At 72.1% G+C, this 12,294-nt stretch carries 11 protein-coding genes; 6 read left to right on the top strand and 5 right to left on the bottom strand.

Annotated features, from left to right (window positions below; translation table 11 throughout):
- The first annotated feature begins 129 nt into the window (after positions 1–129).
- Entirely contained in the window at positions 130–2,007 is a 1,878-nt protein-coding gene (locus tag ABT053_RS14945; protein ID WP_350969553.1) for an ABC transporter ATP-binding protein, read from the top strand.
- Between the two features lie 208 nt (positions 2,008–2,215).
- On the opposite strand, the gene ABT053_RS14940 is transcribed toward ABT053_RS14945, so the two are convergent.
- Both ABT053_RS14940 and ABT053_RS14935 read right to left on the bottom strand, forming a co-directional pair.
- Positions 2,216–3,682, bottom strand: a complete 1,467-nt coding sequence (locus tag ABT053_RS14940) for a peptidoglycan D,D-transpeptidase FtsI family protein (protein WP_350969552.1) — start codon at positions 3,680–3,682, stop codon at positions 2,216–2,218.
- Between the two features lie 361 nt (positions 3,683–4,043).
- A complete protein-coding gene (locus tag ABT053_RS14935; protein WP_350969551.1) occupies positions 4,044–4,406 on the bottom strand; it encodes a MerR family transcriptional regulator in 363 nt (120 codons plus the stop codon).
- 102 nt (positions 4,407–4,508) lie between these two features.
- Between ABT053_RS14935 and ABT053_RS14930 the strand changes: the two genes are divergently transcribed.
- Positions 4,509–5,447 carry an aldo/keto reductase gene (locus ABT053_RS14930; protein ID WP_350969550.1) on the top strand — a complete coding sequence of 313 codons (939 nt, stop codon included), beginning with the start codon at positions 4,509–4,511 and terminating at the stop codon, positions 5,445–5,447.
- A 188-nt stretch (positions 5,448–5,635) separates the two neighbouring features.
- Here the strand turns inward: ABT053_RS14930 and ABT053_RS14925 are convergent, their stop codons facing one another.
- The gene (locus tag ABT053_RS14925) at positions 5,636–6,292 is read right to left on the bottom strand and encodes a TetR/AcrR family transcriptional regulator (protein ID WP_350969549.1); all 657 of its coding nucleotides are present in this window, start codon (positions 6,290–6,292) and stop codon (positions 5,636–5,638) included.
- Between the two features lie 70 nt (positions 6,293–6,362).
- On the opposite strand from ABT053_RS14925, the gene ABT053_RS14920 reads away from it, so the two are divergent.
- From ABT053_RS14920 to ABT053_RS14905, 4 genes are all read left to right on the top strand, one after another.
- Positions 6,363–7,688: a GH1 family beta-glucosidase gene (locus ABT053_RS14920; RefSeq protein WP_350969654.1), complete on the top strand. Its 1,326-nt coding sequence runs from the start codon at positions 6,363–6,365 to the stop codon at positions 7,686–7,688.
- A 403-nt stretch (positions 7,689–8,091) separates the two neighbouring features.
- A complete protein-coding gene (locus tag ABT053_RS14915) occupies positions 8,092–8,772 on the top strand; it encodes a GAP family protein (RefSeq protein WP_350969548.1) in 681 nt (226 codons plus the stop codon).
- A gap of 254 nt (positions 8,773–9,026) precedes the next feature.
- Entirely contained in the window at positions 9,027–9,857 is an 831-nt protein-coding gene (gene erm / locus ABT053_RS14910; protein ID WP_350969547.1) for an ErmE/ErmH/ErmO/ErmR family 23S rRNA (adenine(2058)-N(6))-methyltransferase, read from the top strand.
- 212 nt (positions 9,858–10,069) lie between these two features.
- Positions 10,070–10,561 carry an HIT family protein gene (locus ABT053_RS14905; protein WP_350969546.1) on the top strand — a complete coding sequence of 164 codons (492 nt, stop codon included), beginning with the start codon at positions 10,070–10,072 and terminating at the stop codon, positions 10,559–10,561.
- Between the two features lie 176 nt (positions 10,562–10,737).
- On the opposite strand, the gene ABT053_RS14900 is transcribed toward ABT053_RS14905, so the two are convergent.
- Together ABT053_RS14900 and ABT053_RS14895 are read right to left on the bottom strand one after the other, a co-directional pair.
- Positions 10,738–11,277, bottom strand: coding sequence for a hypothetical protein (locus tag ABT053_RS14900; protein ID WP_350969545.1), 540 nt, complete (start codon positions 11,275–11,277; stop codon positions 10,738–10,740).
- 303 nt (positions 11,278–11,580) lie between these two features.
- Entirely contained in the window at positions 11,581–12,186 is a 606-nt protein-coding gene (locus ABT053_RS14895; protein ID WP_350969544.1) for an NADPH-dependent FMN reductase, read from the bottom strand.
- Positions 12,187–12,294: the final 108 nt, after the last annotated feature.

Below are 12,294 nucleotides of genomic sequence, written 5' to 3'. Positions count from 1 at the left end.
CAATTACCGAACCATGCCCAGTCTTAGGCCTTTTCCGGCCTATGGATTAGCCTGCCCCGGCGTGACCGCCCACGGCCATCCGGCGCTCATCCGATGGCCATCGCCGGTGCGGCGACTCACACTGCTCGCATGACAGACTCCCCCGCCGACCCGGTCCCCGAGATAGGTGAGATCAGCGTCTCCGGCTGGTACGCCCACACCGACAAGATGGCGAAGGTCGGCTTCCTGACCATCGCCCGCAGGCTTCCGGCACTGGTGTCGCAGGCCGTCAGGCTGGCGTGGGCCGCCAGTCCCCGCGACACCGCGATCGCGATCACCCTGAGCCTGCTGAGCGGGGCGTTCACCGCGTTCGGGCTGCTCGCCACGACCGGGGTGCTGTCGGCGCTGTTCGAGGCGGGGCCGACGCCCGACCGGGTGCGGGCCGCCCTGCCCAGCCTGATCCTGGTGGGGGTGGCCGCCGCCCTGCGTACCCTCACGCAGGCGGGCGCGGGCTGGGCGCAGTCGCGGCTCGAACCCCAGGTGGGCCGGATCGCCGAGGAGCGCCTGTACGGGCTGACCAGCCGGGTCGGCCTCGCGGCCTTCGACGACCCCGACTTCCACGACGCGCTCCAGCGGGCCAGGTCGCGCGGGGTCGCCGTCGCGGACGAGGTGGTGGGCACGGCCATCAACACGCTGACGGCGATCATCGGCATCGTCGCCGCGGCGGGCGTGCTGGGGGTGCTCCACCCGGTCCTGCTGCCGCTGCTGGTGCTGGCGGTGCTCCCCGACGCGTGGGCGGCGGTCCGCTCGGCGCGCATGCGCTACACGACGATGTACGCCCTGATCCCGGCCAGGCGCCGTAAGTGGATCATCGCGGAGCTGCTCGCGGACCGCGATCCGGCCGCGGAGGTGCGCTCGTTCACCATGCGCGGCTTCCTGATGCGGATGTACGACGCGGTGGCGACGGCCGAGCAGGCCGTCATGCTCGGCCTGGCCCGGCGGCAGGTCCTCGCGCGGGTCGTCGGCGAGGCGCTGGGCGGCGTCGGCACCGCCATGGTCTACGTCGCCCTGGGCGTGCTGCTCGCGGTGGGCGCGGTCCCCCTGGCGGTCGCGGGCACCGCCGTGCTGGCGATCCGTTCGGGCCAGACCTATCTGGCCAACATGATGTACGCCACGAACCGCCTCTACGAGGAGGGCCTGTACTTCACCGACTTCCTCGACTTCTGCTCCGAGGCCGAGGGCAGGCTGCCCGCCGGGCGCCCGGCGACGGCGCCGGAGAGCTTCGAGCGCATCACCGCCGAGGACGTCGTCTTCACCTACCCGGGCTCCGCGAGCCCGGCGCTCCAGGGGCTCACGGTGACCATCGGCAGGGGCGAGGTGATCGCCCTCGTCGGGGAGAACGGCTCGGGCAAGACCACGCTGGCCAAGATCCTGTCCGGCCTGTACGAACCGGACGGCGGCCGGGTCAGCTGGGACGACACGGACCTGGCGGACGTCGACCCCGACGAGCTGCGCGACCGCATCGCGGTCATCGCCCAGGACCACACGCGCTGGCCGCTGACCGCCCGCTACAACATCAGCATGGGCACCGACAAGGGGGAGCCCGCGCTCGTCGCGGCGGCCGAGGTCGCGGGCGCCGACCAGGTGGTGGCCGAGCTGCCGCACGGCTACAGCACCCTGCTCGACCGGCGTTTCAAGGACGGCCACGAGCTGTCCGGCGGCCAGTGGCAGCGGATCGCGGTGGCCCGCGGCTTCCACCGGGACGCCCCGCTGCTCATCTGCGACGAGCCCACCGCCGCACTAGACGCCCGCGCCGAGCACGCCCTGTTCGAACGCATCCGGCGGCACGCCGACGGGCGCACCGTGCTGCTGATCACCCACCGGCTGGCGAGCGTCCGCTACGCCGACCGGATCTACGTCCTCGACCACGGCAAGGTCGTCGAGCACGGCACCCACGACGAGCTCATGGTCCTCGACGGCCTCTACGCCGACCTCTACGGCCTCCAGGCCAGGGCCTACTCGGCCTGACCTTCCGGAGACGGTCCCGGTGACGCCCCCCTGCCGACGTATCCGAGACGGTCCCGGCGACGGGCCTGCTCGGTCTGACATATCCGGTACGGGTCCGGCGACGGTCTCCCCCGGCCTGACGTCCCGGCGACGGGCCTGTTCAGCCTGACGCGTCCGGAACGGTCCCGGCGACGGGCCTGCTCAGCCTGACGTCGCCCGAGGCCGGGGCCTATTCGGTCTGGCCGCCCAGGAACGCCTCGATGACGGCCCTGGCGACGGGGGCCGCCACCCGCCCGCCCGGCCCGCCGCCCTCGACCAGGACCCCGACGGCGATCCGGGGGGAGGCGGCCGGGGCGAAGCCGGTGAAGACCGCGTGGTCCTCACCCGAGACGGCGTTCTCCGCCGTGCCGGTCTTCCCGGCGACCTTCACCCCCCGGACGGCCGCGGCGGCACCGGTCCCTCCCCTCCCGGTGACGGCGATCATCATCTCCGTGAGCCCTTCGGCCTCCTCGGCGCCGAGGGCGCGGCGGTACGGGGAGGGTTCGGCCACGTCGATCACCGTGCCGTCGGCGAGGCTGACCTCGTCCACGAGGTAGGGGCGCATCAGCGAGCCGTCGTTGGCCACCGCCGCCGCGATCATCGCGATCATGAGCGGGGTGGCCCGGACGTCGAACTGGCCCAGCGCCGACATCGCGGTCTGCGCGTCGTCCAGCGCGGGGGGATAGACGCTCCTCGCCACCGGCATGGGCACCCGCAGGTCGTCGGTGTCGAACCCGAAGGCCTCCGCCTGCTCGCGCAGCATGTCCTGGCCGAGGTCGACGCCCATCTTCGCGAAGGGGGTGTTGCACGAGAGCCTGAACGCCTGGAGCAGGGGAAGCGCGCCGCCACCGCAGGCGGCGCCGCCGAGGTTGCGCAGGTAGGTGCCGGTGCCGGGCAGGCGGAAGGACTTCGGGGCGCTGACGCGGGTGCCGGGGTCGTAGCGCCCGGAGCCGAGCGCCGCCGCCCCGGTGACGATCTTGAAGGTGGATCCCGGTGGATAGTTCCGCTGGATCGCCCGGTTCAGCAGCGGGTCCTCGGGGTCGCCCTGCAGCCGCTTGTCCACCCGGTCGAGCTTGGCCGCGTCGAAGCCCGTGTAGAGGTTCGGGTCGTACGAGGGCAGGGAGACCATGGCCAGGATCGCGCCGGTGCGAGGGTCGATCGCGACGACGGCGCCGGGCTTTCCCGTGGCGCGCAGCCCGTCGTAGGCGGCCCGCTGGGCGTCGCGGTCGACGGTGAGCCTGAGCGTGGCGCCGCCCCGGGTGCCGTCGACCAGCCCGCGCACCTTCACCCGGGGGTCGTTCCCGGACAGCAGGGCCTCCTCGGCCTGCTCGACGCCGCCGGTGCCGTAGAGCGAGAAATGGCCGGTGATCGCTGCGTAGAGCGGGCCGCCGGGATAGACCCTGCGGTACCGGTAGGTGGCGCTCCTGGCCTTGCGGCTGGCCGCGATGACCGTGCCGTCGCGGAGCAGGATCCTGCCCCGGGGGCTCTCGAAGCGCGCGATCGTCGTCCGCTTGTTGCGCGGGTCCTCGTTGAGCCGTTCCGAGTCCAGGGCTTGGATGTAGGTCACGTTGGCGAGAAGGGCGAACAGCATCCCCCCGCACATCAGTGCGACGTGGCGCAGCGGAATGTTGATCCGGCGCGCGCGCGGTGCGACCATGGCCCCTCCCCGGACACCCGACCTCGATACCGGTTTAACAGCCGGACCGAAAAGGGCACCTCGACCAGGGGCAAAGCCGTCGTACGGCTTCCGAACGGCCATAAGCCCCAGGACTTACGGCCACAGGCCCCGGGGCTCGTCGCGACAGCCCCAAGCCTCGACGCGGTCACGAACCACGCGCCCGCCAGACCTCCCGCCCACACGCGCCGCACGAACCACGGTCACCCGCCGGGCCTCCCGCCGACACGCGCCGGTCAGGCCTCCCACCGGCACGGACCGCACGAACCACGCGCCTGTCAGGCCTCCCACCGGTACGGGCCGCACGAACCACGGTCACCCGCCGGGGCCGGGCGCGTGGCCTCTAGTCGACCACCGAGTGGTAGTACGCGATCTTGTTCCGGATCGCCACCTGCTTCTCGCGCAGGTTCTCGACCTGCTCCTGCACCCGCCGGTCGTGGGCCTCGAGCAGCGCGATGCGGTCGCGGACCGTGTGGTCACCCGCCCTGGTCATCTCCGCGAAGCGGATCATCTCCGCGATCGGCATGCCGGTGTCGCGCAGGCAACGGACCATGCCGAGCCAGCCGACGTCCTTCTGGGTGAACCTGCGCTGCCCCGCCGCGTTGCGGCCGATCGACTCAAGCAACCCGATCCGCTCGTAGTAACGAAGCGTGTCGAGACTGAAGCCGGTCTCCTCCACCACCTGTCCCGGTGTGTACACACTCACATCGGGACAGCATGCCACCTGGAGCCCACTCAAGGTCAAGTCCGGCCGTTTCCCGGCGATCCGCTTGCCCTGGAGTCCACTCCAGCATCCAGGGTGGCCTTCATGACACGCATCCCCCTCGCCCTGGGCACCATCCCCTTCGGCACCGTCCTCGACGACAGGGCCGTCTTCGCGATCCTCGACCGGTTCGCCGACGCCGGAGGCGCCCTGCTGGACACCGCGAACAACTACCCGTTCTGGAACGAGGGCGCCACCGGCGACGAGAGCGAGCTGGCCATCGGACGCTGGCTGGCCGCCCGGGGCAACCGCGACCGGATGGTGCTGAGCACCAAGTGCGGCGGGCGGCCGACCGTCCCCGGCGACCGGACCCTGGACTCCGCCGAGGGCCTGTCCGCCACGGCGATCGCCGCAGCGGCCGAGGGCAGCCTGCGGAGGCTGGGCACCGATCACGTCGACGTGTACTGGGCGCACATCGAGGACCGCTCCGTCCCCCTGGAGGAGACCCTGGGCGCCTTCGCCGAGCTGACCGGGGCGGGCAAGGTCCGCGAGATCGGCGCGAGCAACGTACCGGCCTGGCGCCTGGAGCGCGCCCGCGCCACCTCGCGGGCGAACGGCTGGCCGCTCTACACCAACGTCCAGCTCCGCCACACCTACCTGCGTCCCCGGCCTGGGGTACGGCTGCCGGAATCGGGTCACGTCCTGGTCCAGGACGACATGCTCGACTATCTGCGCTCGGAGCCCGGCCTGACCCTGTGGGCGTACAACACGCTCATGTTCGGCGCCTACACCCGCGAGGACCGGCCGATCCAGGACGTCTACGACCACCCGGGCACCCGGCGCGGGCTCGCCGTGCTGCGGGAGATCGCGGGCGAGCTGGGCGCGACCGTGAACCAGGTGGTGCTGGCCTGGCTGATCGGCGGCGACGTGACGACGGTCCCGATCGTCGGCGTGAGCTCCCTCGCCCAGCTGGAGGAGGCCCTGGGCGCCCTGGACCTCAAACTCGACGACGAGCACCGCGCCCGCCTGGACGCCGCCCGATGACGGCCCGTACTACGGCCCCCGGACGCCGCCCGTCGAAGGCCCGCGCCCGCCTGGGCATCCGCTGACAGGCCGCGCCCGCCTGGACACCGCCGTCCGCCGACGGTTCCGTACCGCGCCAGCCTGGACGCCCACCTGGACGACCGCTGACGGCCCGCACCGGCGGCGCCCGCCGGGGACGGCGGGCGCCGTCACTCCTGCGGCAGGTGCGCCGACAGGTAGCGGCGGACCAGGTGCTTGCACTCGACGATCAGCTCGGGGTCCCCGTCGGGCATGGAGCGGAAGGCGAGCTTGAGCACCGCGTCGGCGGCCTCGACCGCGACGAAGAGGACCCGGTCCAGCTCGGGGCCGAGCGGGGCGCCGAGCAGCTCGACGACGAGCGTGCGGAGCCGGTCGGCCACGATGGCGTTGTTCTCCAGGGCGGCGTCGAGCATGCGGCGGGTCCCCATGAGGATGGGACCGCCCGGGGAGGCGAACACCCCCCCGAAGTCGACGACGGCGAACCCCGGCGTGGAGCGTTTCATCGCGACGAACTCGTCGATCGCGAGGTCGACCATCTCCGTCCACTCGGACAGCTGCACCTCGGAGAGCCTGGCCGTGATCCGGCCGAGGAACGCCTCCAGATTGCGTAGCGCCAGCGCGCGTACAAGTCCCTGTTTGTCGGGAAAGAACTGGTAGAAAGTGCCGATCGGCACCTCTGCGCGGCGCGCGACCTCCTTGGTGGTCAGCGCCTCGTAGCCGACCTCGTCCAGCAACCGCGCGCACTCGTCCAGCATGCGCTCCACCCGTTCCAGGCTGCGGCGCTGGGCGGGTCGGCGGCGAAGCGTTCCCCCGGAGACGTTCGTCATCTCCCCATCATCCCCCACGACAGACCCGGGGGCTTAACATGAGCCAGACTCACGCTATTTGGAGGTCGGGATGTTCCTGTGGGGCACGGCAACCGCGTCCTACCAGATCGAGGGCGCCGTCGCCGAGGACGGGCGGGGCGTCTCGGTCTGGGACACCTTCACCCGCGAGCCCGGCCGCGTCCGCGACGGCGACACCGGAGACGTGGCCTGCGACCACTACCACCGCTGGCCGGAGGACATCGCGCTGATGTCCGGCCTCGGGGTGAACTCCTACCGTTTCTCCATCGCCTGGCCGCGCGTCCAGCCCGACGGGAAGGGCGCGATCAACCAGGCGGGCCTCGACTTCTACGACCGGCTGACCGACGCGCTCCGCGAGAAGGACATCGTCCCCGCCGCCACGCTCTTCCACTGGGACCTGCCCCAGCCCCTGGAGGACGAGGGCGGCTGGCTGAACCGCGACACCGCGTACCGCTTCGCCGAGTACGCGGCGGCCGTGGCCGACCGGCTCGCCGACCGCATCCCTCTGTGGATCACCCTGAACGAGCCCTTCATCCACATGGTCTTCGGCTACGCCCTGGGCACGCACGCCCCCGGCAGGACCCTGGTCCTGGACGCGCTCCCGGCCGCCCACCACCAGCTGCTCGGGCACGGCCTGGCCGTACGGGAGCTCAGGGCGCGCGGCGCGGAGAAGGTCCTGATCACCAACAACTGCACCCCGGTCTGGCCCGCCTCGCCGGACCCCGCCGACCTGGCCGCCGCCGACGCCTACGACGCCCTGCACAACCGCCTGTTCAACGACCCCGTGCTCCTCGGCGCCTACCCCGACCTGTCCGCGTACGGGGTGAGCCTCGACTGCGTCCGCGACGGCGACCTGGAGCTGATCGGCGCCCCTCTCGACGGGCTGGGCATCAACTACTACAACCCCACCCGGATCGTCGCGCCCACCGGCGAGGGCCTCCCCTTCGAGGACGCGGGCGTCACCGGCTATCCCACCACCGCCTTCGGCTGGCCCGTCGTCCCGGACGGCCTGCGCGAACTCCTCACCGGTCTCAGGGCACGGTACGGCGACGCCCTCCCCCCGGTCTACGTCACCGAGAACGGCTGCTCCCAGCCCGACGAGCCCGGCCCCGGAGGCACGGTCGACGACCAGGAGAGGATCGCCTTCCTGGACGGCCACATCGGGGCCGTCGAGCGGGCGCGGGCCGAGGGGGTGGACGTGCGCGGCTACTACGTCTGGTCGCTGCTGGACAACTTCGAGTGGGCCGAGGGCTACAGCCAGCGCTTCGGGCTCGTGCACGTCGACTTCCCCACCGGGACGCGCACCCCGAAGGCCTCGTACCACTGGCTGCGCGACCGCGTCTCGCGGGGCCTGTCCGGCACGCCCTCCCCGCCGTGACGCCCCGGGCGCGGGCGGGAATCCCCGCCCGCGCCCGGGTTCGTGCTCGACGGGGACCGAGCCCGGGAACCGTGCGACGCGACGCGACGCGGAACGACGGGCCGTAGTCCGAAAGGTGTACGGCGGCTTCGGCGTCACGCAGGAGGTCACGCGGGGTCCGGCGGAGCATGATCGGAGGTGAGAAGAAGCGGAGCCCGGCAACCCCCGCCGACCCCCGCCCCCGCCTCCACGGCCTCCGTACCCGCCTCCACGGCCAGCCGTGCCCGCCCTCACGGTCGCGGCACCGGACCCGCCCTCACGGTCGCGCGGCACCGGACCCGAACGGAACCGGATGCGCGGGGCGCGGGGCGCGGGGGGCGCGCGGGGCAGCCGCGTCCCCCGGCGCCACCGACGGAGAGCGAAGTTGACCACCGAACTGGTACTGACCCTGGGAGCCCTCGCGCTCGTCGACAGCACGAGCTTCGGGACCCTCGGCATCCCCGCCTACCTGCTGCTCGCCTCGGACCGGTCACCGGCCGGGCGCCTGCTGGTCTATCTCGCCACGGTCGCCGTCTCCTACTTCGCCGTCGGCGTCGCGCTGATGCTCGGGCTCGCCGCGGCCCTCGACACCTTCGAGGAGGCCCTGTACAGCCGCACCGCCTACTGGATCCAGCTGGTGATCGGCGTGGGGCTGTTCCTGCTCAGCTTCCGGTTCGACTCCAAGCGGCGGAAGGAGAAGGCGGGGCCGAGCCGCTGGGAGCCCCGCCTCGGCGGGCCGGGGGCGATGGTCCTCCTGGGGTTCACCGCCGCCCTGCTGGAGGTCGCGACGATGGTCCCCTATCTCGGCGCGATCGGTTTCATGACCGGCGCGGACCTGCCCGCCGCCCAGTGGGTGCCGCTGCTCGCGGCCTACGTGATCGTGATGATCCTGCCGCCGCTCGTGCTGCTCGGCGTCAAGACCGTCGCCGGAGGCTGGCTGGACCCGAAGCTGGAACGGCTGCGCGCCTGGATGCGCAGGAACTCGGCCTCCGCGATCGGCTGGACCCTGGGCATCGTCGGCTTCCTCGTCGCCCGCGACGCGGCGGGGCGCCTGTTCCTCGGCTGATCTTTTTGGCTGATCCCGCTGCCCGCCCCGCCCGGCGGAAAATCCGTTGCGAGGCAACGAGACGGGTCGTACCGTCTAGTGCCATGTGCATGTACTTCGCCTGCCAGATGGCCGGCTACGTGATCCGTCCCCGCGGCGGCCAGGCTCTGGCCCGCTAGGGACGCGTCACCTCTTCTCCGTTCTCCACGCGTCCCCGATGCGCGCCCAGGGCCTCCGAGACCTCTTCTCATCTCGGACCCGGAAGGGCGAAAGCTGTGACGCACTCCTTCGCGCACGGAAACCATTCACACACCCAGAGAAAGGTCGGGAACAGCGGTGGCCGCGGTGACCGCGACCGGGCCAGACGGACCCTCTCGCAGAACTTCCTCGTCGATCCGCACGCCGTACGGCAGATGGCGAGGGCGACCGGATCGCACGGGCTGCTCCTGGAGCCGGGCGCGGGAGACGGTGCTCTCACCCTCGCCCTCGCGAGAGGCTGCGCCAGGGTCGTGGCGTACGAGATCGACCCGCTGTACGCGGGCAGGCTCGCCGCCCGCACCCGCGACGACGACCGGATCGAGGTGGTCAGGGGTGACTTCCTGACCGCGCGGCTCCCGCGCGAGCCGTTCGCGGTCGCCGGGAACATCCCGTACTCGATCACCTCCAGGATCGTCGACCGGTGTCTGCGCGCCCCCGCGCTCACCTCGGCGACCCTGCTCACCCAGCTGGAGTACGCGCGCAAGCGTTCCGGCGACTTCGGCCGCTGGAGCAAGCTGACCGTGCTGACGTGGCCCGGCCACTCCTGGGAGCTGGCCGGGCGCGTCGGGCGCGAGAGCTTCCGGCCGGTGCCCGCCGTCGACTCGGCGATCCTGCGGATCGTGTCGCGCCCCGTCCCGCTGCTGGACGGGGGCCGGGACGCGGCCTGGCGGGAGTTCGTCGAGTACGGCTTCACCGGGCTGGGCGGTTCGCTGCACGCCTCGCTGCGGATGCGGTACGCCCCTCACCGGGTCGACGCCGCGTTCGCGGAGGCACGGGTCGATCGCGACACCGTGGTGGCGTTCGTCCATCCCGACCGGTGGCTCACGCTCTTCGAGCTGCTCCGCTGAGACACCCTGGGACCGTCCAAGGCGTCCAGGACCCCCGGGATCGCCGGGGTCCGCCCCGGACCGCCCGGGGTCCGGCCCGCCCCATCGGCCGGACCCCGGCGGTCCTACCTCTATGACGGACCGGCACCCCGGAAAACGACATCTCCCGCACCCCTCGCCCCTGTTGACTCGAACTGGCAAGCGAAGTCATGCGATCTCGTAACATCGGCGTCATGATGACTTCCACGGGTTGCTATCCGTGCGATCAGGAAGCGCGGTTCGACGTGACGCCCCCGCGGGAGCGGGTCGCGTTCGACGACCACTGGCGGGTGGCACACGCGATCAACACCGCGCTGCCCGGATGGCTGGTGCTCGTCCCCCGCCGCCATGTCACCACCGTCGCGGACCTGACCGACGCCGAGGCGTCCTCCCTCGGCCTCTGGCAGGCCCGGCTGTCGCGGGCGCTCCACGAGGTGACCGGCTGCGTGAAGACGTACGTGGTGCAGTTCGCCGAGCTCGAAGGCTTCGAGCACGTGCACTTCCACATCGTGCCGCGCATGGGCGACCTGCCGGGCGAGCTGCGGGGGCCCCGGGTCTTCGGGCTCATGAACGGCACGTGCGGCGAGCACGTCACCGCCGAGCTGATGGACGAGACGGCCACCGAACTCGGCCGGGCCCTCCGGGCGAGCACCGCGGAGACCGTGCCCCCGGACGCGCGCCCGTAGACGTCCCGCCGGGGAACCGGGGGGCACCGTGGAGACCATGCGCTCGCGGACATCCGGCCGGTGGCGGCCCGGGAACCGGGGGAAGCACCGTGGAGACCATGCGCTCGCGGACATCCGGCCGGTGGCGGCCCGGGAACCGGGGAGGCACCGTGAGTGCCCCGTGTCCCGGGTGTGCGTCAGTCCTCGTCCGTCCACTCGGGGCTCACGGAGCCCCTGGCCGCCTTAGCCGCTCTGTCCGCCCTGCGGATCTTGTCCGCACCGTACTCGCCGGGGACGAGGCAGACGGGACACGGACACGGGCGACGGCCGTGGGCCTTGGGCATGTATCTCCAGCCGGTCACCTGGTTCACCGCGCGGACGCGATGGATCTCCTTCGCGCCGATCGCGCGGGGAACGAAGACCTCGTACCCCCGGGCGTCGTCGCACCCGGCGATCAGGGCGGCGGCCTCGGCGCTGGGGAGCAACTCGTGCTCCCGCCCGTAGTGGCCCACGAGCACCGGCTCGTCGTCGGGCACCCGGAAGTCGACGGCCGTCAGCGTACGGCGCCCGCCGCGCTTCAGCTCGCGGACCCACTGGTGGGTGAGCTGGTAGGAGGGCAGGATGGGCAGGCAGAACAGCCCCCGCAGGCCGTCGCGGCCGTGGCTTCGCGCGCGGATTCCGGCCCGCCGCACCGATCGGATGTTCTTCTCCGCCGTGAGATGGACGAACAGTGTCATGCGGTCACCCCTCCGGGATGTGACGTCCGGTCTTCCAGAAGCACCCCACCTCCTCCTCGAAGGTCCGTCTTGAAGGTTCGTGAGATCTGTCGCGTCCCTGGATCCGGTGAAGAAGCGAAGATCGGCCAGGGCGTGACGGCAGCCTAACCCGGCGCACGGCCACGGCAAACGGCTTTTCCAGCGGGCCCTGCCCCCCTCCCGGCCCCCCTGCCCCCCTCGGCTCTCTTGGCCACCTCGCCCCCTGCTCCCCTTGCCCCCTCACCCCCTCCGCTCCTCCTCGGCTTCCCCCGAACCACTTCCCGGCTACTTCCCGCCGGTGTACGGGCGGTCGCGCCGGGCGTCGTGCAGGAGCGAGCCCCACCAGAGGAGCTGGTCGAGCAGCGCCTTCGCGGCCTGGTCCGGGCCCTCGGGGTCCTTGAGGACGCCGTCGGGGCCGAACAGCTCGTAGTAGCGGGGGAAGCTGACGTAGTCGCGGACCGTGTGAGCGTGCAGCTCGCCGAAGACCTGGCGAAGCTGCTCCACCGCCAGGAGCCCGCCGCTCCCCCCGCTGTAGCCGACGAAGCCGATCGCCTTGGCCTCCCACTCGGTGTAGTGCCAGTCGATGGCGGCCTTCAGCGAGGCCGGGAAGCTCCGGTTGTACTCCGGCGTCACCACGACGATCGCGTCGGCCGCCCCGATCCTCCGGGTGAGGTCCGCCATCTCCGCCGGACGGGCCATGTTCGGTTCGAGCGCGGGCGGCAGCGGCGGCAGTTCGAGCGGCAGCGGCGTGTCCGCGAGATCGATGAGATCCACCGCGAACCGGCCGTCCAGCTCGGCCCGCTCGGTGAACCAGTTCGCGACCACCGGGCCGAACCTGCCCTCCCTGACACTGCCGATGATCACTGCGAGGTTGAGGGTCTCACTGGGCATTGCTGTGCTCCCTGTCGGAGATGCGAGGTTCGAGGTGACCGTCGAGGTCACGTCCCCAACCTGCCGGGCGGCGCGGAGACCAGGAAGACCGGGCCGAGACTGGTAGTG

Source organism: Streptosporangium sp. NPDC002524 (assembly GCF_040295985.1).
GTDB lineage: Bacteria > Actinomycetota > Actinomycetes > Streptosporangiales > Streptosporangiaceae > Streptosporangium.
Note: the sequence above shows the minus strand (reverse complement) of the source record. Positions and strands in the feature narration are given on the sequence as shown.